At 42.8% G+C, this 26,164-nt stretch carries 36 protein-coding genes and 1 pseudogene; 22 read left to right on the forward strand and 15 right to left on the reverse strand.

The window, feature by feature from the left end; genetic code table 11:
• The first annotated feature begins 194 nt into the window (after positions 1 to 194).
• From nei to J6I44_RS04950, 5 genes are all read left to right on the forward strand, one after another.
• On the forward strand, positions 195 to 1,019 hold the full coding sequence (nei, locus tag J6I44_RS04930; RefSeq protein WP_265764887.1) for an endonuclease VIII: 825 nt from the start codon (positions 195 to 197) through the stop codon (positions 1,017 to 1,019).
• A gap of 48 nt (positions 1,020 to 1,067) precedes the next feature.
• Positions 1,068 to 1,514 carry a DinB family protein gene (locus J6I44_RS04935; protein WP_265764888.1) on the forward strand — a complete coding sequence of 149 codons (447 nt, stop codon included), beginning with the start codon at positions 1,068 to 1,070 and terminating at the stop codon, positions 1,512 to 1,514.
• Positions 1,515 to 1,639: 125 nt separating this feature from the next.
• Positions 1,640 to 2,131 carry a putative metallopeptidase gene (locus J6I44_RS04940; RefSeq protein ID WP_265764889.1) on the forward strand — a complete coding sequence of 164 codons (492 nt, stop codon included), beginning with the start codon at positions 1,640 to 1,642 and terminating at the stop codon, positions 2,129 to 2,131.
• A gap of 194 nt (positions 2,132 to 2,325) precedes the next feature.
• Positions 2,326 to 3,954: a BCCT family transporter gene (locus tag J6I44_RS04945; RefSeq protein WP_265764890.1), complete on the forward strand. Its 1,629-nt coding sequence runs from the start codon at positions 2,326 to 2,328 to the stop codon at positions 3,952 to 3,954.
• A gap of 17 nt (positions 3,955 to 3,971) precedes the next feature.
• Positions 3,972 to 4,892 (forward strand): universal stress protein, encoded by a 921-nt coding sequence (locus J6I44_RS04950; RefSeq protein ID WP_265764891.1) that lies wholly within the window; start codon positions 3,972 to 3,974, stop codon positions 4,890 to 4,892.
• Here the strand turns inward: J6I44_RS04950 and J6I44_RS04955 are convergent.
• The 7 genes from J6I44_RS04955 to tadA form a co-directional block, all read right to left on the reverse strand.
• Entirely contained in the window at positions 4,883 to 5,068 is a 186-nt protein-coding gene (locus J6I44_RS04955; RefSeq protein WP_265764892.1) for a hypothetical protein, read from the reverse strand. The two genes, J6I44_RS04950 and J6I44_RS04955, sit on opposite strands and share 10 nt — an antisense overlap.
• Before the next feature lie 242 nt (positions 5,069 to 5,310).
• A complete protein-coding gene (locus J6I44_RS04960) occupies positions 5,311 to 5,535 on the reverse strand; it encodes a translation initiation factor (RefSeq protein WP_265764893.1) in 225 nt (74 codons plus the stop codon).
• Positions 5,536 to 5,540: 5 nt separating this feature from the next.
• A complete protein-coding gene (locus J6I44_RS20800; RefSeq protein WP_350356677.1) occupies positions 5,541 to 5,699 on the reverse strand; it encodes an oxidoreductase-like domain-containing protein in 159 nt (52 codons plus the stop codon).
• A 93-nt stretch (positions 5,700 to 5,792) separates the two neighbouring features.
• Positions 5,793 to 7,244, reverse strand: coding sequence for an MATE family efflux transporter (locus J6I44_RS04965; protein ID WP_265764894.1), 1,452 nt, complete (start codon positions 7,242 to 7,244; stop codon positions 5,793 to 5,795).
• Between the two features lie 151 nt (positions 7,245 to 7,395).
• Positions 7,396 to 7,998, reverse strand: coding sequence for a hypothetical protein (locus J6I44_RS04970; protein ID WP_265764895.1), 603 nt, complete (start codon positions 7,996 to 7,998; stop codon positions 7,396 to 7,398).
• Positions 7,999 to 8,147: 149 nt separating this feature from the next.
• Positions 8,148 to 9,272, reverse strand: coding sequence for an FAD:protein FMN transferase (locus J6I44_RS04975; RefSeq protein WP_265764896.1), 1,125 nt, complete (start codon positions 9,270 to 9,272; stop codon positions 8,148 to 8,150).
• Positions 9,215 to 9,706 (reverse strand): tRNA adenosine(34) deaminase TadA, encoded by a 492-nt coding sequence (tadA, locus tag J6I44_RS04980; protein ID WP_265764897.1) that lies wholly within the window; start codon positions 9,704 to 9,706, stop codon positions 9,215 to 9,217. The genes J6I44_RS04975 and tadA overlap by 58 nt, the downstream gene beginning before the upstream one ends.
• A gap of 156 nt (positions 9,707 to 9,862) precedes the next feature.
• On the opposite strand from tadA, the gene J6I44_RS04985 reads away from it, so the two are divergent.
• From J6I44_RS04985 to J6I44_RS04995, 3 genes are all read left to right on the forward strand, one after another.
• Positions 9,863 to 10,405, forward strand: a complete 543-nt coding sequence (locus tag J6I44_RS04985; RefSeq protein WP_265764899.1) for an adenine phosphoribosyltransferase — start codon at positions 9,863 to 9,865, stop codon at positions 10,403 to 10,405.
• Between the two features lie 156 nt (positions 10,406 to 10,561).
• On the forward strand, positions 10,562 to 11,059 hold the full coding sequence (locus tag J6I44_RS04990; RefSeq protein ID WP_265764900.1) for a hypothetical protein: 498 nt from the start codon (positions 10,562 to 10,564) through the stop codon (positions 11,057 to 11,059).
• Positions 11,060 to 11,061: 2 nt separating this feature from the next.
• Positions 11,062 to 12,309, forward strand: coding sequence for a hypothetical protein (locus tag J6I44_RS04995; protein WP_265764901.1), 1,248 nt, complete (start codon positions 11,062 to 11,064; stop codon positions 12,307 to 12,309).
• A 51-nt stretch (positions 12,310 to 12,360) separates the two neighbouring features.
• Here the strand turns inward: J6I44_RS04995 and J6I44_RS05000 are convergent, their stop codons facing one another.
• Complete coding sequence (locus tag J6I44_RS05000) at positions 12,361 to 13,206, reverse strand: 5'-nucleotidase, lipoprotein e(P4) family (RefSeq protein WP_265764903.1); 846 nt, start codon at positions 13,204 to 13,206, stop codon at positions 12,361 to 12,363.
• A gap of 292 nt (positions 13,207 to 13,498) precedes the next feature.
• On the opposite strand from J6I44_RS05000, the gene J6I44_RS05005 reads away from it, so the two are divergent.
• Genes J6I44_RS05005 through J6I44_RS05025 form a run of 5 tightly spaced genes read left to right on the forward strand, consistent with a single transcriptional unit; the run spans position 13,499 to position 17,080 of the window.
• The gene (locus J6I44_RS05005; RefSeq protein WP_265764904.1) at positions 13,499 to 13,963 is read left to right on the forward strand and encodes an ATP-dependent zinc protease family protein; all 465 of its coding nucleotides are present in this window, start codon (positions 13,499 to 13,501) and stop codon (positions 13,961 to 13,963) included.
• A 17-nt stretch (positions 13,964 to 13,980) separates the two neighbouring features.
• The gene (rimK, locus tag J6I44_RS05010; protein ID WP_265764905.1) at positions 13,981 to 14,895 is read left to right on the forward strand and encodes a 30S ribosomal protein S6--L-glutamate ligase; all 915 of its coding nucleotides are present in this window, start codon (positions 13,981 to 13,983) and stop codon (positions 14,893 to 14,895) included.
• Complete coding sequence (locus J6I44_RS05015; protein ID WP_265764906.1) at positions 14,888 to 15,844, forward strand: succinylglutamate desuccinylase/aspartoacylase family protein; 957 nt, start codon at positions 14,888 to 14,890, stop codon at positions 15,842 to 15,844. The genes rimK and J6I44_RS05015 overlap by 8 nt, the downstream gene beginning before the upstream one ends.
• Positions 15,845 to 15,860: 16 nt before the next feature.
• Positions 15,861 to 16,214 (forward strand): DUF952 domain-containing protein, encoded by a 354-nt coding sequence (locus J6I44_RS05020; RefSeq protein WP_265764907.1) that lies wholly within the window; start codon positions 15,861 to 15,863, stop codon positions 16,212 to 16,214.
• A gap of 8 nt (positions 16,215 to 16,222) precedes the next feature.
• On the forward strand, positions 16,223 to 17,080 hold the full coding sequence (locus J6I44_RS05025; RefSeq protein ID WP_265764908.1) for a M28 family peptidase: 858 nt from the start codon (positions 16,223 to 16,225) through the stop codon (positions 17,078 to 17,080).
• 11 nt (positions 17,081 to 17,091) lie between these two features.
• Here the strand turns inward: J6I44_RS05025 and J6I44_RS05030 are convergent, their stop codons facing one another.
• The 6 genes from J6I44_RS05030 to J6I44_RS05055 form a co-directional block, all read right to left on the reverse strand.
• Entirely contained in the window at positions 17,092 to 17,547 is a 456-nt protein-coding gene (locus J6I44_RS05030) for a fasciclin domain-containing protein (protein WP_265764909.1), read from the reverse strand.
• Positions 17,548 to 18,680: 1,133 nt separating this feature from the next.
• Entirely contained in the window at positions 18,681 to 19,073 is a 393-nt protein-coding gene (locus tag J6I44_RS05035) for a hypothetical protein (protein ID WP_265764910.1), read from the reverse strand.
• Positions 19,054 to 19,353 carry an FRG domain-containing protein gene (locus J6I44_RS05040; protein WP_265764911.1) on the reverse strand — a complete coding sequence of 100 codons (300 nt, stop codon included), beginning with the start codon at positions 19,351 to 19,353 and terminating at the stop codon, positions 19,054 to 19,056. Before J6I44_RS05040 ends, J6I44_RS05035 begins: the two co-directional genes overlap by 20 nt.
• A gap of 158 nt (positions 19,354 to 19,511) precedes the next feature.
• Positions 19,512 to 19,646 carry a hypothetical protein gene (locus tag J6I44_RS05045; RefSeq protein ID WP_265764912.1) on the reverse strand — a complete coding sequence of 45 codons (135 nt, stop codon included), beginning with the start codon at positions 19,644 to 19,646 and terminating at the stop codon, positions 19,512 to 19,514.
• A gap of 450 nt (positions 19,647 to 20,096) precedes the next feature.
• On the reverse strand, positions 20,097 to 20,357 hold the full coding sequence (locus J6I44_RS05050; protein ID WP_265764913.1) for a DUF3892 domain-containing protein: 261 nt from the start codon (positions 20,355 to 20,357) through the stop codon (positions 20,097 to 20,099).
• A gap of 26 nt (positions 20,358 to 20,383) precedes the next feature.
• Positions 20,384 to 20,632, reverse strand: coding sequence for a DUF2188 domain-containing protein (locus tag J6I44_RS05055; protein WP_265764914.1), 249 nt, complete (start codon positions 20,630 to 20,632; stop codon positions 20,384 to 20,386).
• 127 nt (positions 20,633 to 20,759) lie between these two features.
• On the opposite strand from J6I44_RS05055, the gene J6I44_RS05060 reads away from it, so the two are divergent.
• The 3 genes from J6I44_RS05060 to J6I44_RS05070 are packed head-to-tail and all read left to right on the forward strand — an operon-like array spanning position 20,760 to position 22,120.
• Entirely contained in the window at positions 20,760 to 21,347 is a 588-nt protein-coding gene (locus J6I44_RS05060; RefSeq protein ID WP_265764915.1) for a hypothetical protein, read from the forward strand.
• Positions 21,340 to 21,714 (forward strand): hypothetical protein, encoded by a 375-nt coding sequence (locus J6I44_RS05065; protein ID WP_265764916.1) that lies wholly within the window; start codon positions 21,340 to 21,342, stop codon positions 21,712 to 21,714. Before J6I44_RS05060 ends, J6I44_RS05065 begins: the two co-directional genes overlap by 8 nt.
• Positions 21,704 to 22,120, forward strand: coding sequence for an ImmA/IrrE family metallo-endopeptidase (locus J6I44_RS05070; protein ID WP_265764917.1), 417 nt, complete (start codon positions 21,704 to 21,706; stop codon positions 22,118 to 22,120). Before J6I44_RS05065 ends, J6I44_RS05070 begins: the two co-directional genes overlap by 11 nt.
• Positions 22,121 to 22,597: 477 nt before the next feature.
• Here the strand turns inward: J6I44_RS05070 and J6I44_RS05075 are convergent, their stop codons facing one another.
• Positions 22,598 to 23,200, reverse strand: coding sequence for a recombinase family protein (locus J6I44_RS05075; RefSeq protein WP_265764918.1), 603 nt, complete (start codon positions 23,198 to 23,200; stop codon positions 22,598 to 22,600).
• A 354-nt stretch (positions 23,201 to 23,554) separates the two neighbouring features.
• Between J6I44_RS05075 and J6I44_RS05080 the strand changes: the two genes are divergently transcribed.
• The 6 genes and pseudogenes from J6I44_RS05080 (at position 23,555) to J6I44_RS05105 (ending at position 26,154) form a co-directional block, all read left to right on the forward strand.
• Positions 23,555 to 23,977, forward strand: coding sequence for a hypothetical protein (locus J6I44_RS05080; RefSeq protein ID WP_265764919.1), 423 nt, complete (start codon positions 23,555 to 23,557; stop codon positions 23,975 to 23,977).
• Between the two features lie 149 nt (positions 23,978 to 24,126).
• A pseudogene (locus J6I44_RS05085) lies at positions 24,127 to 24,714 on the forward strand (efflux RND transporter permease subunit); the annotation flags it as partial.
• Between the two features lie 189 nt (positions 24,715 to 24,903).
• Entirely contained in the window at positions 24,904 to 25,242 is a 339-nt protein-coding gene (locus tag J6I44_RS05090) for a P-II family nitrogen regulator (protein WP_142715561.1), read from the forward strand.
• 41 nt (positions 25,243 to 25,283) lie between these two features.
• Positions 25,284 to 25,613 carry a hypothetical protein gene (locus J6I44_RS05095; RefSeq protein ID WP_265764921.1) on the forward strand — a complete coding sequence of 110 codons (330 nt, stop codon included), beginning with the start codon at positions 25,284 to 25,286 and terminating at the stop codon, positions 25,611 to 25,613.
• A 158-nt stretch (positions 25,614 to 25,771) separates the two neighbouring features.
• The gene (locus J6I44_RS05100; RefSeq protein ID WP_265764922.1) at positions 25,772 to 25,954 is read left to right on the forward strand and encodes an SHOCT domain-containing protein; all 183 of its coding nucleotides are present in this window, start codon (positions 25,772 to 25,774) and stop codon (positions 25,952 to 25,954) included.
• A 17-nt stretch (positions 25,955 to 25,971) separates the two neighbouring features.
• Positions 25,972 to 26,154, forward strand: a complete 183-nt coding sequence (locus tag J6I44_RS05105) for a hypothetical protein (protein WP_265764923.1) — start codon at positions 25,972 to 25,974, stop codon at positions 26,152 to 26,154.
• The last annotated feature ends 10 nt before the right edge of the window (positions 26,155 to 26,164 follow it).

The raw sequence follows: 26,164 nt of genomic DNA on the forward strand, positions 1-26,164 counted from the left end.
AAATTTTTAAATATCTAAATAATGGATAAAAGGCCTAAAATGGAAATGAACAGACCGGAAATTATCCGGCATTGCCTTCCTTAAATAAGCCAAAAATTATTGTATTATAGGGAGTCATTTTAATAGAATCCGAATGATTGCGGATGGACTCGTGTACATAAAGTAATCAAAATCTTAACGCTTAAACGAATTTTATGCCAGAAGGACCAGAAATTTGGCGAACAGCAGACGCTCTTAATGATGCATTACAAGGTAAAACCATTAGCGAACTCTATTTTGCTTTTGAAGAACTAAAGCAGCACGAACCGGAGCTAAAAGGAATGGAAATTCAGAAGATTGAAGCCCGGGGAAAAGCCATTCTTACTTTTTTTGAGGATGATCGGGTAATGTATAGCCATAATCAGCTGTATGGGAAATGGATGGTCAGAGCTAACGGGGCAAAGCCCAACACAAACCGGAAGCTTCGTGTCGCAATCCATAATACGGATCAATCGGCCTACCTATACTCAGCGACTGATATTGAGATGCTTAGCCAAGAAGAAGTACCTGCTCATTCTTATATAAAAAAACTGGGTCCCGACGTGCTCCATCCCGATACCACCTATGAGGATGTTATAGCACAATACAGAAGTGATTCCTTCCAGAACAGAAAACTTACTACTTTGCTGTTAGACCAGGGATTTGTGAGCGGTATCGGCAATTATCTACGTAGTGAGATTATGTTTTATGCCAAGGTCGATCCTCATAAAAAATTGCGAGAATATTCGGACGAGGAGAAAGAGGCCCTTGCAAAAGCTACTGTTAAACTCACGAAACGCTCCTACGAAACGGGCGGTATTACCAACGACCCCTCAATTGTAGAAGCTTTAAAGCGAGAAAAGGCAAAGCGATCGGAGTATCGGCATTTTGTGTATAACCGAACGGATGATCGCTGCCACAAATGTGGACAAATTATTGAAGAAGAAAAGACCGGCGGCCGTAAAATTTACTTTTGTCCCAACTGCCAACAGGTTGATTAACATGTTTATAGTAACAATCTTCATATCTAACTCTAACAACATTTATCCATGGATGCTTTACAGCAAGATTTAAAAACGCTTTTTGATCGTGATTTGAATCGGCTCATCAAGGAAGTCCGGGATACACCGGATGAGCTGCTCTGGACTACGCCGAAGGGCATATCCAACAGCTGTGGGATATTGGTTCAACATTTGGTCGGCAACCTGAATCACTATATCGGGAAGGGAATAGGAGAGACCGGCTATTTGCGAGATCGGGAAAGGGAATTTACCTCAACCGGGATTTCCAAAGAAAAGCTCATTGAGCAGGTTGAAGAACTACAGCAAACACTCGAACCAGTATTCCAAACTATTACGGAAGATCGTTTGGATGAGCCCTTTGCGCTCGACTTTCCTTTTAAAGTCTCCAACAGAGGAGCCCTGATGCACCTTTATGGACATTTAAACTACCATTTGGGACAGTATAATTATCTACGGCGCATGCAGTCATCCTGATCTAAGGTGGGAAATACGGAAGGATAAGGTGCAATAATTATTTTCATTTGATGGATGAAAAGGTCTCCGGAGAACTTTACCTTAAGGCCCCTCAGAAATTTGAATAATAAATTGTATGCACGTTCATGGAAGAAAAGGAAGCTTTAAAACCAGGAGATACCATTGCAAGCAACAAACAGCTAATGGAATCTCCTGAAGTACAAAAAATTGCAGAAACCGTTATTGAGCGAGAAAACTTGGATTTTGGTCCTGCTTCAATCGGTTACTTTTTGGTGTATCCTAATTTGTCGAAATATAAAGCTGCAAAATGTAAGAAAGCCTCACGCGAGGTGCAGTACTACTCGGGCAACAATTATCTGATCGAGATATCCGGTGAAATGTGGGATATGCTTGATCAAAAGACACGTGAGATGGTACTCTTTCACCAGCTATTGCACGTAGATCCTGTATATAAAGCCAAAAATCAGGAGTGGAAGATGAAGGTACGAAAACCGGATTTTTCTGATTTCTATGAAATCAATGACAAATACGGTAACGATTGGTATAAAACGGTTCAGGCAACGGTATCATCGCTGTACGATCTGGATCCCAAGCGCGAAAGTAAGGTTTCATTGTAAAAGTTAGGTCTCGTTTTTTATCTATACGAAGGGGATACAGTTGAAATCTGTATCCCTTTTTGACGGTACTGCCACCCGTCTGATAGTTTGTGTTATCGGTTAAAAGCCATTTTATTCAAATTCAGCTTGGCAAATAGCTGATGTTGCAGCTATAGTACTTCAAAAAGGTTAATGATAATCTAATAAGAGGTGCTTTGACAGAATTAAAAGAAGAGAGCAGAAAACAAGCTTCTCCCTCGGGAATAAAAAAGTACTTTGATATTCATGCGCCGGTCTTTTGGCCCTCGGTTATCCTTATCCTGACGATGATTATTACTACGCTGTCGATGGGGCAAGATGCCGAGGAAATGTTTACCGCCGTTCAGAGTTTTATCTCTGATAATGGAGGCTGGCTGTTTATAATTTCTGTGAGCACCTTTCTGGTTTTTTCTATCGTCATCGCTTTTAGCAGACTGGGGAATATCCGCCTGGGTGGCGCTGATGCCAGACCGGAGTTTAGCACCATAGCATGGTTTGCTATGCTTTTCAGTGCCGGTATGGGCATTGGCATTATGTTCTGGAGTGTAGCCGAACCGATGACCCATTTTTTAGAACCTCCTGTTGAAGTGGGGGGAGCCGAAGAGGCAGCCCAGCAGGCAATGAGCATAACCTATCTGCATTGGGGATTTCACGCCTGGGGTATTTATGCCATCGTTGGACTTTCTCTTGCTTTCTTTGCCTTCAACCGGGGACTTCCGCTGTCATTTCGTTCTGTTTTCCAGCCGGTGCTGGGAGATCACATCGAAGGGTGGATTGGAGATGTGATTGATATCCTGGCCGTGCTGGCGACGCTATTTGGTCTTGCAACCTCGCTTGGACTTGGGGTTAAGCAAGTAAGCGCTGGGCTTCATCACCTTTTCACTACCCCGGATACCCTGTGGTTGCAAGTCGGACTGATTATCGGTATCACCATGGTTGCTACTGTCTCGGTCTTCCTGGGAATCGATAAGGGAGTACGTGTGCTGAGTGAGGCGAATATCCGTATTGCAGTCGTCTTTTTACTCTTCATGATTATCGTGGGGCCTACTATCTACATCTTTGATTCATTCGTGCAAAATATCGGCGACTATCTTGGTAACCTCGCACGCTATAGTTTTTGGACAGAAGCCTACCAGGGATCAACATGGCAGAATTCATGGACGGTCTTTTATTGGGCTTGGTGGGTATCCTGGTCGCCTTATGTGGGCATGTTTATAGCTCGCATATCCAAAGGACGAACGGTACGTGAATTTGTGCTCGGGGTGTTGATAGCGCCCAGTCTCATTACTTTTTTATGGCTCTCGGCGTTCGGTGGGTCCGCCATTAGCCTGGAAATGGCAAATGTTGGTAATATCGGCGCTACAGCGTTGGATAATGAAGCAATGTCACTCTTTGTTCTGCTCGAGCAATTTCCATGGTCGTTCGTCACTTCGATTATTGCTATTATTCTGGTAATGAGCTTTTTTGTAACCTCCTCAGACTCAGGCTCCCTCGTTATCGATGGACTTACCAGCGGAGGAAAGCTTGAAGCTCCTGTGGGACAGCGTATCTTTTGGGCCCAGACCGAAGGTGCCGTAGCGGCTGTACTATTGATAGGAGGCGGATTAAACGCCCTGCGAACGGCCTCGGTTATTACTGGACTCCCATTTCTATTTATCCTGCTGCTGATGTGCTATAGCCTGTACAAAGGACTCAGTGAAGAACAGCAAAAGAAGATTTCACAACGCAAAACAAAAGAGCAAAATTCTTATAAAGAACTCGTTTCCGATCTTCTCCAAAAAGAGGACGAACATTCTGCTGAATAACTAAAAGCATGTGTGCTATGATGAAGTCATTTAAACACTGGATGATCGGCCTCGATCTTACTAACATGGATAAGATCATCACTGGCTATGCCTCGTTTTTATCTGATATGAATGCTCCCGATCGGATTACGTTTTTTCATATCGTAGAACACACAGGGATAGATTCCGAGCTACAGGATCTCTTTCCAGAGGTTAAGGATAAGGAGCCTCTTAAGACAATGATAGGCAAGGAGTTAAGAAAAAAATATGGATCGTTATTGAAAGGGTTTACTCCTGATGTTGATATCGTTATAAAAGAGGGAAAGCCTACAAAAGCGATTCTTTCGCTGCTGGAAGAGGAAGATCCCGATTTATTGATATTGGGCAAGAAAAGTGGCTACGAAGGAGAGGGTATTTTACCTCGACAGATCGTAAAATACGCCCACTGTTCTACACTCTTTGTCTCTGAGAATACTCATTACAACCTGGACAATGTGTTGGTGCCGGTAACCTTTTCCAAAGCGTCGGCACGGGCAGTAAAACAGGGTAAGGTGTTGACCGTACAGTACGATGCCGAGCTTCACCTGCAGCATGTGTATGAGTATCCCAAGCAGTTTTTTCCATACATTCCTTCCGAAAAATATGCGGAGCGTATGAATGAGTATCTGCAGAAAAAACTGGATAAGTTCAGAGAAAAGTACAAGCTGGGCAAGCTTCCCGAATGCCGGTTTTCAGTTAATGAGGATGGGAGAGAGATTAATCAGATTTACGATTACGCTTTACACACGCAAACAGACATGATTGTTGTTGGCTCAAAACGCAAATCTTCGACGGCGGCTTTACTGACCGACAGTCTGGCGGATCACATGGCGGAATACCACTTCGGATGCCCGGCGTTCATCTACAAAGAGAAAAGAGAACACTCAGGACTGCTAAAAAGCCTGCTTGATCAGGATTGACGGTCTGAATCCTTCGAAAACGCTTCTTCCAATGCTTCGAGGCGCTTCTCAATATCCAGAAGCTTTTGGAGAATGAGAACGTGGGTTTTGCCCGCATCAATGCCCACAGGACTGTCATCACTTTTAATCTGTTTTAGTATTTTTTGATACTGTTCTTCAGGCATGTCTAAATCCATAGCAAATATTATTTTAGAACGTTAGGATTGGAAATGATAATGTAAACACATTGCGCGGTTGAATAAACATATAAAACAGGATATGATCTCTCATCGGGCGACTGGGGTTGTCGTCCGATGAATAGATCAAGTGTCCCTTACACTCATCTGACTTCAACCCCAGAATTCGGATGAGAAGACCGCTTTTAGGATCATAGTATGCCATGAACCTTGTTTAAAAAACGCATAACACGTTATGCTAATCAGTTAACATTGTAACCTTCTTTCTGAAGAAACTTCCGCACTTTTTCTACATGGTCACCCTGTATTTCGATAGTCTTGGCATAGCTCGTTCCTCCGGCCCCACAGTGCTTCTTCAACTTTTTTTCAAGATCTTCGATAACCTGTGGATTGTGCTGAATATTGCTGATCATTGTGACCGTTTTGCCGCGACGTCCACCTGTTTCTTTTCGAATCTTAATAGCCATAATCGTTATTTTTCAACCGTTTTTATTTCTTTATTCTTCTTTTCTTCCTGTTCTTTCTTCCACTCCTTATATATTGCTAAATGATCTTTATACATATCATAGACGCAACGTGTGCATCCGCTGCCGCAACAGTCTGTAGGTAGTGGGGGTTCCGGTTTTTTCATAATTATCGAAGATAGGCTACTTGCAGCTGTTTATCAAAGGGCATTTTGTGGGCAATAATTGTAAAGGAGAGGATGCAGGTTGGTGCGTCCTTTTTAGACTTCCTGTAATTTCCACTTACCTTTTTTAAAGAGATAGATACCTAAAATGCCAAGCATCGACTCGGCGACAACGATCGACCAGAAAACCCCGCTTTCTTCCATCTCTAAGCTGAGCGCTAATCCCCAGGCCAGGGGAATCTCAATAATCCAGAAACAGATAAAGTTCAAATAGGTAGGGGTCATAGTGTCTCCGGCACCGTTAAAAGCTTGCGTCATGATCATTCCCCAGGAATAGAAGAAATAGCCTGCACTTATGATGCGCAAACATTGGGCGCCAATAGCTATCACTTGCTCTTCATCGGTAAAAAGCATGACCAACTCAGGGGCAAAGATATAAAAGGAAAGGCCTATACATACCAGGAAAGCCATGTTTATGAATGCTGTGATCCATACGGACTTTTCCGCTCGCTGAGGCTGATTGGCCCCTAAGTTCTGCCCCACAAGTGTTGCAGCTGCATTACTCATGCCCCAGGAGGGAAGTAAGGAAAAGATGATAATACGGATGGCGATGGTATATCCAGCCAGAGCCTCGCTGCCAAATTCGGCCATGATACGCATCAGGCCAATCCAACTAGAAGTAGCAATAAGGTATTGCCCGATGCCTCCCAGTGACAGCCTCACCAGCCGTTTGATGATAGGCCAATTGACAATCCAATGCCGAAGTTCCAGCTGAATACGGCTTCCTTTAATATGCAGTCGATACATTTGGTAAAGGACCCCCAATCCGCGTCCGATGGTTGTAGCAACAGCCGCACCGGCTACGCCGAGTTCAGGGAAGGGACCAATCCCAAAAATAAATAATGGATCCAGAACAATATTCAATAGGTTTGCTATCCAGAGCACACGCATCGAGATTGCAGCATCTCCGGCTCCCCTGAAGACCGCGTTAATGATGAAAAGGAGCATTACTACAGCGTTCGCTGTAAAGATAATGGTTGTATAACCCGACAGTTCATTGATGATGACAGGAGAGGCGCCCATTAAGCTGAGCAGCATGTCGGAGTAAAACAGGCCCAACAGCGCAATCGGTAAGGAAACCGTAAAACCAACAATAATGGCTTGGACTGCAGCTTTGGCCGCTTTATAAATTTTCTTTTCACCTGTTCGACGGGCGATAAGGGCGGTCGTTGCCATACTGAGACCAATAGCAATGGCATAGACTAAGGTAAGCATTGATTCTGTAAGGCCCACTGCCGCTACCGCTTCCGGACCCAGCTTGGCCACAAAGAAGATGTCAACTACGGCAAAGACTGATTCCATCGCCATTTCCAAGACCATGGGGATAGAAAGCAACAGAATAGCCTTGCCGATGCTGCCTTGCGTAAAATCATATTCAACCCCTTTGATGGAATTCTTAATGTCTGTCCAAAGAGTAGAATGCTCATTGGATTCAGCATCCTCATTGGGCGGCTCTTTGTCTTGATATATGTTGCCTTCTTGCTTCATGAATCAAAGGAGTATAAATAGAAGGCAGTATAATTAATATTTAGGAAGGGGGAGAACTATTTTTATGAATATCTGGATATTACAAGAGCTCAACCTGCATTAAATGTTAATACTGCAGACTGAGCTCCTATAGTTTTAAAAGAGAGGGGGATCAGCTTATCTCGCCGACATAGGCGTCCGGACGTTTGGTCTTGAGATCATACCCATGGAAGGAATAGTTTTTAAGGTGCCACATAAACCGCTGTATTTTAGAGTCGGGCAGTGTAAAAGAAACAATGGATTGTGCTGCCCGCCGGAGCGTTTTATCAGCATCGGTATATTCATCAATATCTACAACGACAAGGCCATTAAACTCTTGGACTTTTTTAATGAAATAGCGCTCCTGGGGCGTTGCATACTTTACCCGGGAATGCGAGTTGCCTGTATAAGCACCACAAAGCTTATCGCCATTTTTAAAGTATAGAATTACGTTGGATTGATCGATTTGATTAAAAAGGGCATCCAGCCGTTCAAAAGTAGCCGACTCAATTTTGGATACGAATTCTTTTGTATTGATGATCTTTACTTGCCGATCCAGTTTTTGAGCAATTTCATCGAGCGCCTTTTGTTTGTTGGGTTTATAAAATCCCAAAAAAAGCGATAGGTGATGTTCTTTTTTATCGGCTGTTCGGCTAAGTTCATCTTTCAGGTCTTTAAACCCTTGGTCACCGAAAGTGACATTCTGGAAGGTTGAATCAGGAGTTTGAATATCCATAACTAAAACTTAAAAATGCTGCAGGCAAAAATTAAATTTCTAATTACGGTGTGATAGGCCACGCAGGAAAGGCTAACCTAAATATTTTCAACACCATGTAAAATATAAGCTAAATATAAAAAATACTTCCCGGCAGAACAGATATAAATTTATTCCATTATAAGTTCGTCAAAGCCCGGAGACTTTCTAATATCAATATCCTCATTCTTTTTATATTCTATGCGTAACATTATGGCGGACTTACCATTAACAAATTCCATTCCCTTATCCACACCTAACACACTAATTGCAGAGGCATAGCTATCGGCCGTTATGCCATCAGGGGCTACAACAGTCACCATACTTTGGTCGGTCAGGCCAAGTCCGGTGTGTGGATTAATAATATGAGAGTATCGTTTTCCATTGATCATGACATGTTGGAACAGATCTCCGGACGTAGCTATCGCACAGTTTGACAGTTCGAGTGTTAGCCATTTGCGGCTACCATCCCGCTTGTGGGCGGGGATGGTCACTGTCCATGCTTTTTTCCCGGGAGGAGGGTCGCCCAGCCGAATGTCGCCTCCGGCATCAACGAGAACAGAATGGAGCCCCACTTCTTTTAACATCCGGAGCATTTCATCGGCAGCAAATCCTTTGGCAATGCCTCCAAGATCAAGTTGCATGCCAGGTTGAGTTAGTGCTACGGAATGGGAAGGCCTATCAATACTGAGATGCTGGTGTCCCACACGATCCTTTACCTGCTTAAGTTCTTGCGAGGAAGGTAGTTCTGGATTATCAGCTCCCCTGATCTTTCGCCATAAAGACACGGCCGGCCCAATGGTTACATCAAAAGCACCATCTGTCGCTTTGGCCAATTTCTGGGCTTTATTAAGTACTAAAAAGAGGGTAGAATCTACAGCAAAGAATTGATGGGTCCCTGATTTAGAAGAAAGCTGGTTCAGGTTGCTTTTGGGATCATAATCACTGAGAATACTATTTAAGGTATCTGCCCGATTGAATGCACTTTCTTGAGCTACATTAGCTATAGAATCATTGGGCGCATAGAATATGAGCTTGAATGTGGTTCCCATTTGGCGGCTCTCAAACTCATACCGTTGAAGCGACTGAGCGTGAGCCTTTGGATGTGGTATAATGATCAGCAGAGAAAGTATTACAAATAAGCAGTTAAACCGTAGGTTCATTAATTCGTTTTGTAAATAGGAATTGGGAGTTGAGATCAAGCATGACCATTCTGTGACGAGCGCCGCTCTTGGAAAAATTTCTTTAGAATCCATTCACAATCTTGTTCCATAAATCCATGTAAAACTTCTGGTTGATGATTAAGCTGGCTGGAGCCTGCAATGTTGAATACGCTGCCACAGCTGCCGGCCCGGGCATCCAGTGCACCAATGACAATGGTATCAACTTTCGACCAGACCAACGCTCCCGCACACATAGGGCAGGGCTCAAGCGTGACATACAGTGTGCAGTCGGTTAGGTATTTTTGTCCCAATGTAGAGCAGGCCGCTGAAATCGCCAGCATCTCTGCATGGGCGGTCGGATCATTTAACCGCTCTGTTTGATTGTATCCCTTACCGATGATGGCATCATCATGGACCACCAGTGCACCCACCGGCACTTCTTTTTCTTCATAGGCCTGCTCCGCTAAAAAGAAGGCCTGTTGCATATAGCGGAGATGTTTCTGTGCTCCTGAAATATCAGACTTCATATTAATTTGCTTCCTTGGGTTTCAAATAGGTATTATCAATATCAAAATTTCAATATAAACGGCTTTTACAAAATAGGCCGGCCACCATGGGCCAAGTACTGAATGACACGTCGTCGTTTTGCAAAAAGTCTCAATAAAATAACGAAGATAATGGGAATGGACGAAGTTAGACAACAAATTATTGCATTATTGCATGACAATATTCGGAATATAGCAGATTTCCCCCAAGAGGGCATTCAGTTTAAAGATATTACTCCTTTGTTGAATAATCCCGATACGCTGGAACTGACCTCACAGGTTTTAGCCCGACCATTTCGGCATATGGATATTGATTATGTAGTCGGATTGGAGTCGCGGGGATTTCTTTTCGGAACCAACCTTGCACAGGACCTTCACGCCGGCTTTATCCCCATTCGGAAGCCCGGTAAGTTGCCTGCTGAGACACTTTCTGCTACCTATGATCTCGAATATGGTACGGATACACTGGAAATCCACAGAGATGCTTTTTCGGAGGGTGATCGCATATTGATTCATGATGATTTAATTGCAACCGGAGGGTCGGCCACAGCGGCTGCAGAGCTGGTAGAAGGTTTGGGGGGAAAAGTTGCCGGCTATTCCTTTATTGCTGCTATTGAGGCCTTAGAAGGCAAAAAGAAGTTGCCGGGTGGCGCTCCAGTTGAAATACTTCTTCAACTTTAAGATATAGCCGTAAACAGAAATCGGATGCATGTGACACAGATAAAGCCTTAAATATCCTTAAGATCAATGCTGGAACAAATTTACCTCTAATTACTATAAGGTATTGTATCCGCTCGTTGGTGCGGAAAATTACAATTAAAATAGAGATATGTTCACATGAAATATTATACGAAGGCTTGCGCCGGCATTCTTATATTTGCCGTTGTTTCAGTTATTGGCTGTAAGCAGTCAATGGTTATCAGTAAGGTAGATTATTCGCAGCCCATCGAATCGGTTATAACACCGGATGAAGATGGTACGGTTGAAGATATTAAACATGGACTGAAGTTCAATATTCTTCCAATACAGTACAAAGAGACACAAGACACATCCTCTGTAACGACTTCGGAAATACGGTACATCAGGGGCTCAAAGGGGTACTATTATCTCACTGCACCTACTTACAAAAACGTGTATATGATGTCATCCGAAGAAGCAGAGCTTAAGCTTCTGGAGACCTTCCCAATTAAGGAACCCGGCATTGACAAACCGGCTTTTAATCAACGCGAAGGCTATATTCAGCTGGTTAACCGCACAACCGGGGAGCAATATCGACTTACGCCCGAAGGGATGGTTCAAGAGCAAACCGGAACCGAAATGATAGAGGGACAATAGTTATGAAAAATGTTATAAGCTTATTATTCAGCGTTTTTCTGTTGATCTCGACGACACAAAGTTTTGCTCAGCAGCAAGAGCTATCGGATTATGAGATACAGAAAAACTTTAAAACCGAGTTTGCCAAGTATAAAAATCAAATTGACACCGTTGCTGTTGCAGACAGTGCTGAAGCAATTTTACAGCGTGTTCAGGCTTTAGACAGCACCTACCAGGATCATGAAGAGCTGCTCAATAAATCATTGTATCCGGATACTTATGAGCAACAGATCCAGGAACTCAGGCAGGCTGCCATGATGGCTTCAAACCGGCTCCAAAAAATGCAGCAGCAGGACGAACAGCTCACAAACCTTCATCTCCGCCTGTTGGCCTACCAGGAACATGTGATAGAGCTGACCAAAGACGCTGATTCGCTCCGCCTGGCTATGCAAGAGTCCATTGAGAGTGAAAAGCAGCTTTCGGGCATGGTTCGCAATTACCGTCAAAACCTGGAAGAACGAGACGAGCTTATTTTAGCTTTCATTGATTCTACCGTTGTCGCCTACCAGCAGATGGATTTGGAAGCTCTCCAGGATCTTGAGAACCTGGATGGCCGAAACCGGATCAACTCAGATGGGGATGCTCTGAAGATGATTCAGGACATTTCTGCTGAGAATTTGGGCATTCTTAAAGAGAATAGCAGTAAGCTCCGCCTCGCAGATTATATGCGTATGCATACGGTACAACAGCGGTTTGAGCAGATGTGGAGCCGAATGGGGACCAAAATTACAGAAGTATATGGCGGAAATGATGCCGAAGAAATTGCCCAGAATATTGACCAAAACCTGGCCGAATGGGATAAGTTGCTGGAAGATAAAACATATACCACGCTACAGGATTCTCTGCAGGCCAAAGGACTCGAAATAAGCAGCTTCCAGAACTCTGAAGGTTTTTATAACTCCCTGAACAGCTATCTCGATCAAAAAATTGAGAAGAGCAGGAGTGATGCTTCGCAGGCTGATTACGAGCGCTTTCAGGCTTTTCAGGATTTTTGGAGTACCGTAGAGCGGCAGTGGAGCAGTCACTTCCAGGAAGCTAACATCATGTCATCTCCACAGATGGCCACCATCTCAGAGAAAACCGACACGTGGGCACAAAATGCCAAGCCCGAATCAAATATGATGTTGTACCTCCTGATTGGTGCCGTGTTGCTGGTTCTTATTTTTGGAGGACTTTTTATCCGGGAAAAACAAAGCACGAAGTCATCCTGATAAAAAGACTTTGAATTCTAAAAGGGCACTTCTTACACAAGGAGTGTCTTTTTAATTTTTGGTCTCCAACTGCTGGATTTTTCGTTCCTTTTCTTCACGATTGGTCAAGTTATCATCAAAATTGAATAGTGCATCCTCCCATGAGCCATAGGTGGGATTAGGTAAAACAAACCACTTTTGCCCCCAATATTCGGAGTATTCATCTATCAGTTGTTCCCGCTTTTGTTGAGGAATATCTTTGGCCGATAAAAAATCATTCAGATCATCACCAACCAGCATCAAAATTCTGTAGTTCGCCGCGACCTTAGCTCGTCTGTTTACTTTTGAGGAGGTCCAATCAGGCTGTTCATTTTTGCTCAAAATTCGATCTTTATCGGGTGATAAGGGGAACCCCAGTTTCTCTAAATTTCTCTGTGTTCCTTCTTCTACTGCAGCTTCTCTGTTTGTTATATAGAATATGGCAATGCCGTGTTGGTCGGCTTTTTTAAGGAAGGAGAGTGCCCCGGGAACCGGATCGGCCTGTGCTTCTATCACCCAATCATTCCAGGCTTCAGGATCAAAAGCGCTTTGCTGCTTAATCATCCGTGCTTGAAAGGGCGCATTGTTAAGCACCGTTTCATCCACATCTACGATAATAGCTGGCTCCATGGTAGCTACAGAGTCCACTGGCTGTTGCGTCTCTGCGGTCCATGCCGAATCATTCAACGCTTTTTCCAGATGGTTTGAGGCCATTTTATAGATAGTGGTAGTCAATGCCTTGTACTCCGCTGCATTCTGTACCCAAAGTGTAGCAGAGGTGGTCGGGTGCTGTAAGACATTTGACGAATGACAAGATATCTGGGTTAAAATGATCACTAAGAACAGGAGAAGTTTTCGACGAATAAAAGTATTCCACATAGAAAAAATGTATTTGAATGAAACTTATGAGAAGGCTTTGTAAAAACTAACTTGTCATCTCCCGAGAATTCGGGATTCAGGATCTCTTTTTAAAGGCTACCAAAGCTATCTGAGGTTCTGTAACGAGTTCAGAATGACAAAGCCTGCCCCGACCACTGTCGGGGATGTGATAGTTTTACAAAGCCACTGATGAATCAATATAACATAGCGAATTAAGACTACATTTTTTTAGCCAGAAAATTAATTCAGGAGATGATACAGTGCAGAATAACTTGTATACTTAAGGCCATTTATGATGGATCAAGTGACACTTATGAACAGCGAGTACGAACAGTTGAAAATTATAGGCCGGCTTGAACCTATCGACTTTCCGGAATGGGATATTTTCGATATCGATGCCAAGATAGATACCGGGGCCTATACTTCCAGCTTACATTGTCACCATATTGAGGCTTTTGAACGGGAGGGCAAACCCTATGTTAAGTTTAACCTGCTCGACCCATCCCATGAGACCTATAATGATAAGTTGTTTAAGCTCCCGATTCATGCTACAAAATCAATCAAAAGCTCAAACGGCTCCATTGAAGAACGATATATTATTAAAACTATCATTCGGATAGCAGGTGAGGAGCTGGATATCGAATTATCTCTCGCAGACCGTTCAGAAATGCGCTACCCGGTCCTCATTGGACGTAAGCTTTTAAGCGGACACTTTTTGGTAGATGCTTCAAAGAATAATTTATCAACGAATGATTAAACATAGATTTTTATTGCATGCACATAGTTGTTTTATCACGAAACTCTAACCTTTATTCAACTTCAAGGCTCGTAGAAGCGATTGAGGATGCTGGTCATACCGCTACGGTATTAGACCACTTGAAATGTGATATTGTCAGTGAAGAAGACAATCCATGTATCTTTTATCGTGGCACGAAAGTAACAGGAATCGATGCCGTTATACCACGCATTGGCGCTTCGGTGACTTTTTATGGCTCCGCGGTAGTGCGTCAGTTTGAGATGATGAAGGTTTTTACCGCCGTAGAGTCACAGGCTTTGGTACGTTCCCGGGATAAACTCCGAAGCCTTCAAATTATGGCACGATCCGGAGTAGGAATGCCCAAAACGGTTTTTACTAACTACTCAACGGAAGTTAAAAAAATTATTGAATCGGTCGGTGGCCCTCCGCTTATTGTCAAATTATTAGAAGGAACACAGGGTGTGGGTGTCGTACTTGCTCCGACATTCCAAGCCGCAGAATCTATCATTCAGGCTTTCCACAGTATGAAAGCGCGAGTAATTGTACAGGAATATATCGCCGAGGCCAAGGGGGAAGATATTCGCGCCTTTGTGGTCGATGGTAAAGTTGTTGGTGCTATGAAAAGAACAGGCGAGGAGGGAGAGTTCCGATCGAACCTCCATCGTGGCGGTACAGGTGCGCTTATTAAACTGAGTGACAGAGAGCGTAAAACAGCCTTGATAGCCGCCGAGGCTATGGGGGTTTCCGTGGCCGGAGTCGACCTTTTGCAATCGGACCGGGGCCCTTTAGCCCTGGAAGTTAATTCATCGCCCGGACTTCGGGGAATTGAAGCTGCTACCGGAAAAGACATTGCCGGGAAAATTGTCAGCTTTATTGAACGGAAGGTGAACGCAAGAGCCTCAAATCCAAATTACCTTTCCCCAAATGCCTGAGACAATTACTATTAATGGACACAGTATTGAGCCGGGAGAACAAAAACAGATTGAGCTTAATATTGCCAGGCTTCCGACCCATACAAATATAGATCTTCCCATTCATATTTGCCGATCGACGGAGGATGGCCCCGTTTTGCTTTTAACAGGTGGATTGCATGGCGATGAGATTAATGGCGTAGAAATACTTCGCCGGATGATTCACAGTGACCTTCTGATGCCTGACATTGGCACTATCATAGCCATTCCTTTGGTCAATACCTATGGTTTCATTCAGAACATACGGGGGTTACCTGATGGTAAAGATATTAATCGCAGCTTTCCAGGTAACGAATCGGGTTCGCTGGCCAGCCTCATGGCCTATACCTTGGTGAACCAGATTCTTCCACACGTCGATTACGGAGTGGATTTCCATACCGGGGGAGATGCCCGGGCTAATTATCCTCAGATACGCTGCGAATGGAAAGTGGAAGAAAACCGGGAAATTGCCAAAGCCTTTTCGCCTCCCATCATTGTTGATTCTTCGGTCATTGACAATACTTTTCGCAAGTCGGCCCAGGATGAAGGTACTCCGATATTAGTTTATGAAGGAGGAGAGACCCTTCGATTTGATGAATTTGCCATCCAGGAGGGTATCGATGGAACGTTGCGTCTCATGAAGTATCTGGACATGCTTGACGAAGCCCCGGGCACACAAGAAACCGAGATTTATGATACTTCTCCATGGATTCGGGCTCATTACGGAGGGCTATTCCAGCATGAAGCTAAATTGGGAGACCATGTTTCCGAAGGTCAGTTACTGGGCTATATAAGCGACCCTTATGGAGAACTTTGGGCTGAAGTAAAAAGTCCTGAAAAAGGGCGAATTATTGGATTAAACAACGCTCCGGTTGTGTACAAAGGAGATGCCTTGGTACATATAGGATGCGATCTACTCAAAACAATTTAAGGTTATAATAAAATAAATGCGCGAAGACATAATATTCCATATCACCACTAAAGCATATTTCAATAGTCATAAAAAGAGCCATGAATATGTTCCCGAATCCCTTGATACAGAAGGATTTATACACTCTTCTAAAGGCGACCAGGTAGAGGCAACCGCCAACAGGATTTTTGCAGAAGAAACTCAGCTTTTATTACTTGTCATCGATGTTTCGACGCTTACTTCTGAAGTTAAATACGAACAGGATGAAAGCAGTGGAGAGACATATCCACATATTTATGGCCCCATTAATATTGATGCCATCATGGATAAACTGGATATTCATGCTGAGAAAAGTGGAGAATTCAAGATTGCCTTTAGTTCGAATACCTGAATGATTGAATGAGCCCCAAATCACTTATTACGCATATCAAAGAAGTGGCAAAGTGTCCTTCGTTTAGTACTTACGAAGAGCGGTTGCATCCATACATCTGCGAAATTTTCCAGGATATCACCACTTCAGAAGAAGTAAGTGTAGCTGGCAATAATCTCATCTTTCAAATAGGTAACGACCCCGAGCAACCGACCGTAGCCATTGCTGCCCATCTTGATAAAATCAATCATTATGGCGAATCCCATCCAGATACATTGCCAGTATCTGTGACGGATCGGTATATTGAGGGTGCTATGGATGACAGTGCTGGCGTTGGCCTGTTATTAGCGCTCGCAGAGGCTTTCGATAATGAAAGCCATGGCGGACCGAACCTTCTCTTTTTTCTTTCAGAAATGGAAGAAAGTAAAGGGCTTAGAGAGCATCCCGAACGCTTAAAAAATGAAGGAGAAGGGTATAAGCACGGAATGGGCGCCAGAAGAATCGCCCAAGCCTGCTTGACTACAGAACATATTCCTGATGTAGTGATCACCCTGGATACAACTCCACTTTTTAAGGGTAAAAGAGGGCTTGCTTTATACGCCAAGCATTGGGAGCTAAATGATCTTAAAGCATCCGAATCATTAAAATCGGCTACATCTAACGTGGTTAAAGCTTTTCAGGCCATTGATGAAGAAATCGAGCTCCACAACAATACCAATGACTACCTGCATTACGGATATGAGTTTAATGAAAAAGGAAGCCATGATGTTGTTTCAGTAGCCCTTGAGCCTTCCATTTATCCGTATCATCAACAGGGAGAGAAAGTTTTTGTGGCAGACATTCGCCAGGTTTATCAAAATGTACTCAGATTCCTAAAAACATATTAGGAATACCCAATTTATTGGATTACGCCACCAATGATATGAATGATACCATTATCAGCTCTGATATTACTGCTTATCAATGGGTAATTTTGTACTGATAAGGAGTTGTTATTCATTTCTACGACCTCGATAGTAATACCGCTAAGGCAGGTCATATTAGAAATATGCTTCAAGCTTCGCTTAGTGGCTTTACCTGTAATTATATGATTTAACAACAGACTGGAGTTATTCTGCTCATCCACTGAAAGTTTGTTAAAAGCTTTATTTGCAGGTACAAAAAGCGTGTAAGGACCATCTTGAGAAAGCCTATCCGTTAAGCCTGTTTTTTCAATGGCCTCGGCAAATGCTGATGTTTGGTCATTAGTCTTTAGAACTTCCAATACCGTCTGTGCCTGTAAATTAGTAGTGATGCTCAATAAAGACAGGCTAAAAATGATAGCTCCTAATACTTTTTTGTAACGAAGTTCCATAATATAATGGTTTAATTAATTTTCTTGCTTAAATAACGTCTCAGTATTTACATCTATTGTAATGTTCTGCGGTCAGTATACTGAGGTTTAACATTCTATTCAATGAAGGTTGTAATAAGAATATTTCCACTATTGTTCCCGAAATATCCCCAAAAAGTAAAAACAGAGAGATTTAAGCATGGTATACCATTCCGAATCTATTTAATCCTCTTAGAATCAAAATTTGATTATAATCGCCGTTAGGATGCTATATAGGCCATTATTTGGACTATTAAAGCTTATTTAGACCAGGATTATTAGTTTTTAGAGGAAAACTTCATATAAAATTTCACCATTGTACTAATTTTTTGAAAGCCAAGAAAGTTGTATATGAATAATCCGTTGAAGCTGAATTATCCGCATTCAATTCTATTAATAGATAAAATTATGGATTGGATTCTGATACGGTGACATGAGGAGGCAATAAATAATCCCAAATAAATATCCGGAATTGGTATAGAGATATAGAAGGCTCATGTCATAGAGAGGCCGTAAATACATTATATAAATGTATATGTGTTAAGGAAGAACGGAAGTTTACCTAACAGAACTATAAACCAAGGCTTAGTTAATAATACAGAGCTCATATTTTACGAATACTATCTATAGCGGCAGCATATACATTTGTCGTATAATTTATATTATGTAAAGTAGATATACTTCATATCTCTCACTCATGGGGAAATCATTGTCTACATGTATCGATGGACAGGCAGAATAAAATAAATGGACAACCAAAATAAAATAATTCTGGAGTTCCCTAGCAGACCATAAAGTACAAGAAAATAACCGTCTAAGTGCTTTAAACGGCATTTATATCTAATTTATGCAGTCATTAACGCGCTATTGACTTCATTTTTTGTTCCTATTGGCAAATATCCAAATATAGGGATAACCCTTTGCTATACATATTTTTATACGAATCACTTTTGTTCCTTATTATGTTCCTATTAAAATATTTCTAATAGGAACAATAATTATTTGCATTGATGCCGAGAGACAATTGTTCTTATCATAAAATAATTGGGAGGTCCTCTCCCCTATTAGCTATTAGTCTGTTGTACAGTAGGAAATGGATGGGCGTAATGCGAAGATTAATTCTCTCGATTTCTTACCATTACCAAATGTTCCAATGACTTAGCAAACCCCTCTATACCAGGAAATAGGAGTTCCGCTGTTATATTTATGTTTTTTAACTTTTCCAGAATTTCATTTCTGGCTTCTTTTTTTATCATAATTCTAATAACTACATCCTTGACCCTCTTGTAGGATTGTGTACTATGAGTGTGGAGAAATTGATTTACTAAATTTTCTTTGAAAGGCTTCCGTATATCTAAGGGCATTAAAAAGACACCTTGTTGTTTGGCAAGCCTTTCAATTTGTTTATTTGGTTCAACCATCAATAGACCATTTAAACAGGATCCATCAGTACCTACTTGACCAGGTTTATGATCCTGATGAATCTGTTTACCGTGTTGGAGCTCCAAAGTGCTGCATTTGGGCAAACCAACTAATTAAATCACCGTGATTAGGTTCGTGATCAAGATAAAGATGAGCTCTTCTTTTAAATTCATGGAGCATCCAATGTTCGTGATTAATAAAAATTGCTCTATCTACGGAATTTCTTTGGAATGCTCTCTCAATCGTGGTTTCTAAATTCCAATTCAATTGTGATTGGCCACGAAAAATATATAATTCCTGATCGATTTTGAGATTATCTAAATCTGACCAGCTTCCTATTGTTTTATTTGAAAAATCCCATTTCATAGTGGAAGAATAGTTTTCAAAAAATCAATTAACCTAGCGCATAAGCGGCAGGCACCAATGTTTATTTTGAATGATTATAATACTTGTTATCCATTGTACAGCAATATGTTATAAAATATTCATAATATGCTATACTTCATAAGACCCTTCTCGTATCATCAATCATTTTCACCGGGGGCTTTATTGGTTCTTCGGGGTGGTTTGGTCTTCCCGCTTTGATATTCCCTTTTCTTGGGAGGTTTCGTCTTGCCCTTTCGTGTAGGTCTTTTATTACCCTTTTTATCTTTACTCATAGCAATTAAATATTGATTAAAATGAACATTAAAAATGTTATAACTCCCAGCATAAAAGCTATCATCCCGGACCAGTTTAACCAATCAGTATAGGTATCCCAAGAATCGCTTTCGGGAATTCTATTGTTGAGCTCTAAGTCTATTGATTTTAACGAGGTCCGGTGGGATAACAATACCGTTATTAGGGAAATAGTGAACGCGATCCAGGTTGTAATTAACAGTTCGCTGTAAGAGCTTGATGAAACATGCACGATATCTCTGACAAACCCCACAGATAACACTAACCCACCGCTGGATAAGTATATAATTAACTTATCAAATTCCTCTTCGGCATAATTCCGTATATCAAGTAGTTGTTTTCGCCGCTCGTTATCCATTGCAGTTAATAGCTAAAATTAAGAGCCCAAAACCTATTTCAGCAGAGGCTTTGGGCAGTTATAGGAATTGATATCAACAGTTAGGGAGCTCATCTAAATTATTACGCAAGGTATTATCCGGGTCAGTCCGTAAATATTTATTAAGCCCTTCTCTTACAACCTTGACATCAACAATATTACCATTGTAGTTAACATAGTAGGAATGCAAATTCCGTTCTATGTGCCTGATTGCCTGGTCTTTAGATACCGGAGACCATAATTTAGACTGGTTACCAATGGCGGTAATATCACCATCACGATCTTGCCGAACACATTTAACTTCTCGTCTAGACATAGGTTGTTTAGTTTTTAGATTAAAGATTAGTTTTCAGTATCCTTCGGCGGATAAGGGTCATTGCCAGGGGCTATAGTATCTTTACTTCTTATCCGGCCATTGCGCCCCATAGTTTTCAGTTCGCCCCCTCCCTGGTTTTGCAGGTTCTGCCTTGCTGCTTGCTGGGCTTCCTCCTGGGTGGTATGCAAAGAGCTTGCTTTGGAGGATTTATCCTTTTTATTCGCCCATTTTCCGTCTTTTCTGCGGTATACTGATCGGTTGTTTTTGTTACTCATAATTCTCGTCAAATTTTGGTTTTTGTTTACCTTCTATTATATATAGCTGAGAAGTACGTGGCTTTTTCCATCGATATGGAAAATTTGTTAAAAATATCAGCTATAGAATATAGAGGGCCTAAACAAGATGACGAACAATGCACAAGATCGGTTTGAGGAATTAACGGAGGATGAATTACAGGAGCTATATGAGAAGCTACTCAGTTTTGCCAACTTTCGCTTAGATTTTAACGACACAACGCAAGGATTGAGCGCTGAGGATTTTGTTCATAGAGTTATACGAAAGGTTATTGATACTGATAGCCAAGACCATCGAAGATGGAATACGGAAACAACTCCAAACTTTGAAAATTTTCTTAAAAGTTGTTTGTCAAGTGAAATAAGCAATCATTTTAACCGGAAGAACACAAAAACAACCAGTACCATTGAGACTCCGGACCAAGACGATAGCTTCTTTGATCTACAGGACAGTGGGACAGCGTTGATGTCTGAAATTGAAGGCAATGAGCTTCGAGAACATTTATTTGATGAGCTAATAGAATATGATGAAGAACTTACCGAGTTGCTATTTTTACAGGAGAAAGAATATACTACTGATGAAATTGTGGAAGAATTGAACTATGAATCTCGCCAAAAAGTTTATAATGCCCGAAAACGACTCCGGCGAGCCTGCGAAACATTTTTAGACCAATTAAGTGGATCATATCATGAATAATTTATCCAAAATATTACAATGGCTAAGTGATTTTGAAGACAAAGAAGCCCGAGATGAGTATTTAGAAAGCAAGGGTTATGATGTCAACCAGGTCGGCAAGGACGGTGCTAATTTTATAAAGCAACAACTTGCCGAACGTAAGCTGAAACAAGCCCAAAAAAAGAAACAGCTGTTAGCCCGGGCCCAAAAACTGGTAGATGAAAGCGATATTGATACCAAGGACCTCATTAGCAACACCGGCCAAGGGTCAAATTTTGCGTATCAATTTTCGAAACATGAAGATATTAGTGAGGAAGACGCCCTTGAAATGTTAACTGATGAACAGTTGCTACGCATTATAGAAGAGCTTGAGAAAGATGATGAATAGAGGAGCAAGAATAGCTGACCAGCTGCGAGAGGAGTTCTTTCTGGAGGACAAATTAGCCTTTTCGGTCCTTGAAAATATTTGTTTAGCCCACAATGCCTATGTTAAATTGGCCACTATTGGTGGGGCGCAAGGCCGCATCCTCTTTTCAAATAAATCAGACCGTTCGGTTATCACTATAAACGATAGGATTACCTATGAGCCCAAAAGAAAATTTGTACTGGCACATGAGCTGGGTCACCGGCTGATGCATTTCCAGTTAATGAATTTCATCTGTAACGAAAATGATCTAAAAAACTGGACCAACGCCAATGGAAATTTTCGGTATGAAAAAGAAGCCAATGAATTTGCTGCTGCTTTGCTCATGCCCAGGAAAGCTTTTCATGCGGAGTTCATTCGTCGCCTTTAAGTACAGAGCTTATTAAGGAAATAGCAGATAAATTTGGCACGAGTCTTACATCTGCATGCATTCATTACACCAAATATGGCAATCAGCCGTGCTATTTAATTTATTCCCAAAATGGTACCATTCAATGGGTCTGCAAGAGTGAGGATGTCTCTTGGGGCTATATTGATAAAGGGGATCGGCCGCCACCAGGATCAAGTCCCCAGCGTTTTTTTGCGGATGGCGATAAAACCGGGCGAGACATTTGTAGCGTTTATGATTGGTTTACGGATTACCAAGACGCGGAGTTTTCTCTCTATGAAGAATCCATGTATTCCGAAACGTACTGTTCGGTTTTAACCTTTCTTTGGCCGTGTGATGAATATAATTAGCTAATTTTTAATAATGTTCCCCTAATTCAGGATTTATATCCGAGAATTATTGATACGGTTTTGAAATTTCGTTTCTAAGCGGTGATCGTTGCCCATTCCTATCCATTAGTTATTGTTTTAGACGTTCTAAGGCCTTCTTCACCCGCTGGACGGTATTCGTACTTCGTTCCGTTAGCTTAGCCGTTCGGCGAATGGTCTCTCCTTTTTGTAGTTCGCCCACGATATCTGAATGCTTTTCCACCAGCTCCCTGTCTGACAGGCCGGTCCCATTAGCGCGGCCGTTATACTTCCCCTCTGCTTTCGCTCTTTCTATCCCTTCCCGCTGGGCCTCCCTCCTATTATTATAGTCAATCTCGGCCAAGGTGGACAGGACCGATACCAACAGTTTGGCCACCGGGTTTTGGTCGCCATTATCGAGCAGGGTATTCAACCCTTCCTTCTGGGATTTTACGTTCACCCCCAGCTCGGTAAATCGTTTAATGGTCTGCAGCACGTTGATGGCGTCCCGTCCCAGGCGATCGATCGAATGCACCTGGACTTCGTCTATTTTTCCCGCCTCGGCATCACCCACCAGCCGGGCCGCGTCCTCGCGATCTTCAAAGGCGACCATGCCGGAGACTTTATCCCAGTACACCTCCCCTTCCTTCCCTTCGAGTTGCCGGGAAATATTTTGCTCAAACGTAGAGACGCGGACGTAGGTGGCTTTCATCATTTTGGGAGATTTGTTGGTCTTTACCGTAGCGAAATTAGGGTATTGTATCGAAATAGGCAAATAGAGCTCACTAACGCCGATTCAGAACCCCGGAAAGTGTAGCGATTTAGGGTATACCCTATTTTGAATACACAATAGTTGTTGTTCAGCAGCTGGCTCGGATGCTGTTTTTCTGATAGCACAAAATTTTATAAGATTTATCGATAATGTTGTAACAAATAATGTGAGACAGATACCTACCTTATTGCTGATTTCATGGTTTTGAACAAGCCTCCTAAAAAGGAAGAGAAACAATATTTAAATATTACAGAACTTTTGTATGTTTAGCTTTGATTGTAAGTTGATACCCAAACAATGAACCTATTTAAAAAGACATATCACGGTTTATCAGCACTAACGCTGATTCTTTTTTTAAGTAGTATCGTACTGCCAGCAAGCCTGTCGGCAGCGACTCTTTTCTGTGATATGCCGGTGGAGGCTATCGCCAGTAATACAACCGACTGTTGCCAGAGCCACTACGGGACTTTGGCCAGTGAGGACGGCAACTCCTTGCAAACTTGTAGCTATCAACACCTTTGTTCGGAAGCGATAGCAAGTGATCAGGGCGATACGCCTGCGCTCACCCAAAGTACGAAAAGCATCGTAGTGGCGGTTGTTTTCAGCTACATTGTGCTGGATGATGCCTCGTCCCGCCACCATCCATTACCACCGGTAGCATCGGTTCATCCTCCGCACAATACTCCTCTCTTTTTGCTTAACAGCACCTTTCTGAATTAGCACCCCTCCTTCCCTCTGGGCTCACAAGGAATCCAACCTACATGGTGGTCCCTGCCCGTTGCCTTTATTCTCACCAATCATTGGAATATTCCATTGGGGTTGCTTAAAAGACGCATACCCTCATCGGACTATGTTTATTCAGAAATATTATGCTTGACAAACCCATACGCTTTTTCCTTGAAAACAAACTCATCGCCGTACTGATGCTGGTTGCGCTCGTCGCCTGGGGCATTGCTGTGGCGCCCTTTTCGTGGGACACCTTCCTGCCGCAAGATCCTGTGCAGATAGATGTCATTCCAAACCTGGGCCAAAACCAGCAGATTGTCTATACCCGCTGGGCCGGGCGTTCCCCGCAGGATACTGAAGATCAAATCACCTACCCACTTACAACACAGCTGCTGAGCGTACCCGGCGTCAAAACGGTACGCGGTACTTCGATCATTGGAATGTCCAGCATTTACGTGATTTTTGAGGAAGATGTGGATTTCTACTGGAGCCGCTCACGTATCCTCGAAAAGCTGAATTCCCTGCCGGCCGGCACGCTGCCGCAGGCCGTGCAGCCCGCGCTCGGCCCGGATGCCACGGGGCTCGGACAAATTTACTGGTACACCCTCGAAGGACGCGACAAGCAGGGAAATCCCACAGGCGGTTGGGACTTGCAGGAGTTGCGCAGCATCCAGGATTTCTATGCGGGCTATGGGTTGTCCGCTGCCGAAGGGGCCTACTGGGTAAGCAGTCAGAAAAAAATCTCCAATCCTTATATGGGCCCAAAAATGCCCGGTTGTGGAGAGACGAAAATACAGATTAATACAGATATGTAGTTTATGAAGCAATACTTTGCAAAATAGTACAAAAGGCACCAAGAATTCTATAACGCAATGGAATACATAAATCTGTAGCTTAACCTGAACATAAAACAGAAACTTATGAAACTCATTAAAGCATACATTCGGCAGGACATGTTTGAAACCGTACACCGGGCCCTCAACAAAGAGGGCTATACCAGCATGACCGTGATGGAAGCCGAAGGAATGGGCAGTTACAGCGATCCGGAAAAACGCCACGGATCGCTCAAATTTCCGACGCTTCATTCCAAAGTGGTGAAACTGGAGATGGTTTCTGAAGCTGAGCACGTAGATGCTATTGTCGATATTATTCAGGAACATGCCAGCACCGGCCATGAAGGCGACGGGCTTATGGTGGTGCTCCCGGTGGAGCGCAGTATCCGCGTCCGGGATGGCGAACAACGAACCTACAGCGTATAACAATTACCAATAATTAAATAAACCAACCAGAGGTGAACATTATGACACGACTACTAACACTAACCGTACTTGCTGTTACCCTATCTCTGGCCCAACCGGCCCAGGCTCAGCAGCAGGACACCCAAAAAGAAAACATGGAGATGATGCAGGATTCCACCATGATGAAAACCATGATGGAAAAGATGATGAACAACCCCGAAATGCGTAAGAAAATGATGCGCATGATGATGCAGAACATGAAGGACGACAGTACCATGTCCGGCATGGGAGGCATGATGGACGGTAAAATGAGTGGCATGTGTATGAAGATGTGTATGAACATGATGAATAAGAACAAAGACGGCATGGAAATGAACAAGAGCGAGGGCTGAATTGATTACTCCTCCCTTGCACGATATCCCTCGCGGCCGGCACGGGTGAGGCCTGCCTGCCGTTTATAGCTGTACAGTCGCCCCGAAGCGTCTGTTAGACTTAACTAAACCTAAAACCTATGATGGACGGATCAACTTAATGCGGAGGTGGTATGCTCATGATGATTGCGTGGTTAATACTGATTGTTCTGGGCATCGTAGCCTTGGCCAAATGGATTTCGGGAACAAAAAATGAGGGACCAAAACCCGATTCAGCGCTTGAAATTTTACGCAACCGCTATGCCGGCGGAGAAATCACCAAGGAAGAATTTGAAGAGCGCAAACAGAACCTTAACCAATAACAAAACAAGGAAGAGTTATGGATAACAAAATGATGATGCTTATGATGCTCGGCTGTATGGCAATGGCTCTGCTGTTTTCTACCGTACCCTCCGGCTGGTTTAGCGGCGGTATAGGTATCCTGCTGCTTATCATGCTCCTGTTCGCCTGCTGCATTCCGATGGTTAAAATGATGATGGGTACAGAAGAAGAAAAACCTTAAGGATATAAAG

The organism is Fodinibius salsisoli (assembly GCF_026229185.1).
In the GTDB taxonomy this organism is placed as follows: domain Bacteria; phylum Bacteroidota; class Rhodothermia; order Balneolales; family Balneolaceae; genus Fodinibius; species Fodinibius salsisoli.

Bases quoted from the DNA above. Each gene is read 5' to 3' on its own strand.
- J6I44_RS05045 (WP_265764912.1), bottom strand. From the start codon at position 19,646: ATGAGTAAAGATAAAAAGGGTAATAAAAGACCTACACGAAAGGGCAAG.
- J6I44_RS05090 (WP_142715561.1), top strand. From the start codon at position 24,904: ATGAAACTCATTAAAGCATACATTCGGCAGGACATGTTTGAAACCGTA.
- J6I44_RS04940 (WP_265764889.1), top strand. From the start codon at position 1,640: ATGGAAGAAAAGGAAGCTTTAAAACCAGGAGATACCATTGCAAGCAAC.
- J6I44_RS05075 (WP_265764918.1), bottom strand. From the start codon at position 23,200: ATGATGAAAGCCACCTACGTCCGCGTCTCTACGTTTGAGCAAAATATT.
- J6I44_RS05080 (WP_265764919.1), top strand. From the start codon at position 23,555: ATGAACCTATTTAAAAAGACATATCACGGTTTATCAGCACTAACGCTG.
- J6I44_RS04965 (WP_265764894.1), bottom strand. From the start codon at position 7,244: ATGAAGCAAGAAGGCAACATATATCAAGACAAAGAGCCGCCCAATGAG.
- J6I44_RS05030 (WP_265764909.1), bottom strand. From the start codon at position 17,547: ATGGAACTTCGTTACAAAAAAGTATTAGGAGCTATCATTTTTAGCCTG.
- nei (WP_265764887.1), top strand. From the start codon at position 195: ATGCCAGAAGGACCAGAAATTTGGCGAACAGCAGACGCTCTTAATGAT.
- J6I44_RS05100 (WP_265764922.1), top strand. From the start codon at position 25,772: ATGATGATTGCGTGGTTAATACTGATTGTTCTGGGCATCGTAGCCTTG.
- J6I44_RS04995 (WP_265764901.1), top strand. From the start codon at position 11,062: ATGAAAAATGTTATAAGCTTATTATTCAGCGTTTTTCTGTTGATCTCG.
- J6I44_RS04955 (WP_265764892.1), bottom strand. From the start codon at position 5,068: ATGGATTTAGACATGCCTGAAGAACAGTATCAAAAAATACTAAAACAG.
- J6I44_RS05025 (WP_265764908.1), top strand. From the start codon at position 16,223: ATGAGCCCCAAATCACTTATTACGCATATCAAAGAAGTGGCAAAGTGT.
- J6I44_RS04970 (WP_265764895.1), bottom strand. From the start codon at position 7,998: ATGGATATTCAAACTCCTGATTCAACCTTCCAGAATGTCACTTTCGGT.
- J6I44_RS05065 (WP_265764916.1), top strand. From the start codon at position 21,340: ATGAATAATTTATCCAAAATATTACAATGGCTAAGTGATTTTGAAGAC.
- J6I44_RS05055 (WP_265764914.1), bottom strand. From the start codon at position 20,632: ATGAGTAACAAAAACAACCGATCAGTATACCGCAGAAAAGACGGAAAA.
- J6I44_RS05050 (WP_265764913.1), bottom strand. From the start codon at position 20,357: ATGTCTAGACGAGAAGTTAAATGTGTTCGGCAAGATCGTGATGGTGAT.
- J6I44_RS05105 (WP_265764923.1), top strand. From the start codon at position 25,972: ATGGATAACAAAATGATGATGCTTATGATGCTCGGCTGTATGGCAATG.
- J6I44_RS05040 (WP_265764911.1), bottom strand. From the start codon at position 19,353: ATGAAATGGGATTTTTCAAATAAAACAATAGGAAGCTGGTCAGATTTA.
- J6I44_RS04960 (WP_265764893.1), bottom strand. From the start codon at position 5,535: ATGGCTATTAAGATTCGAAAAGAAACAGGTGGACGTCGCGGCAAAACG.
- J6I44_RS05000 (WP_265764903.1), bottom strand. From the start codon at position 13,206: ATGTGGAATACTTTTATTCGTCGAAAACTTCTCCTGTTCTTAGTGATC.
- J6I44_RS04985 (WP_265764899.1), top strand. From the start codon at position 9,863: ATGGACGAAGTTAGACAACAAATTATTGCATTATTGCATGACAATATT.
- J6I44_RS04935 (WP_265764888.1), top strand. From the start codon at position 1,068: ATGGATGCTTTACAGCAAGATTTAAAAACGCTTTTTGATCGTGATTTG.
- J6I44_RS05020 (WP_265764907.1), top strand. From the start codon at position 15,861: ATGCGCGAAGACATAATATTCCATATCACCACTAAAGCATATTTCAAT.
- J6I44_RS04975 (WP_265764896.1), bottom strand. From the start codon at position 9,272: ATGGATTCTAAAGAAATTTTTCCAAGAGCGGCGCTCGTCACAGAATGG.
- J6I44_RS05060 (WP_265764915.1), top strand. From the start codon at position 20,760: ATGACGAACAATGCACAAGATCGGTTTGAGGAATTAACGGAGGATGAA.
- J6I44_RS05015 (WP_265764906.1), top strand. From the start codon at position 14,888: ATGCCTGAGACAATTACTATTAATGGACACAGTATTGAGCCGGGAGAA.
- J6I44_RS04950 (WP_265764891.1), top strand. From the start codon at position 3,972: ATGATGAAGTCATTTAAACACTGGATGATCGGCCTCGATCTTACTAAC.
- J6I44_RS04990 (WP_265764900.1), top strand. From the start codon at position 10,562: ATGAAATATTATACGAAGGCTTGCGCCGGCATTCTTATATTTGCCGTT.
- tadA (WP_265764897.1), bottom strand. From the start codon at position 9,706: ATGAAGTCTGATATTTCAGGAGCACAGAAACATCTCCGCTATATGCAA.
- J6I44_RS05095 (WP_265764921.1), top strand. From the start codon at position 25,284: ATGACACGACTACTAACACTAACCGTACTTGCTGTTACCCTATCTCTG.
- J6I44_RS05005 (WP_265764904.1), top strand. From the start codon at position 13,499: ATGATGGATCAAGTGACACTTATGAACAGCGAGTACGAACAGTTGAAA.
- rimK (WP_265764905.1), top strand. From the start codon at position 13,981: ATGCACATAGTTGTTTTATCACGAAACTCTAACCTTTATTCAACTTCA.
- J6I44_RS20800 (WP_350356677.1), bottom strand. From the start codon at position 5,699: ATGAAAAAACCGGAACCCCCACTACCTACAGACTGTTGCGGCAGCGGA.
- J6I44_RS05070 (WP_265764917.1), top strand. From the start codon at position 21,704: ATGATGAATAGAGGAGCAAGAATAGCTGACCAGCTGCGAGAGGAGTTC.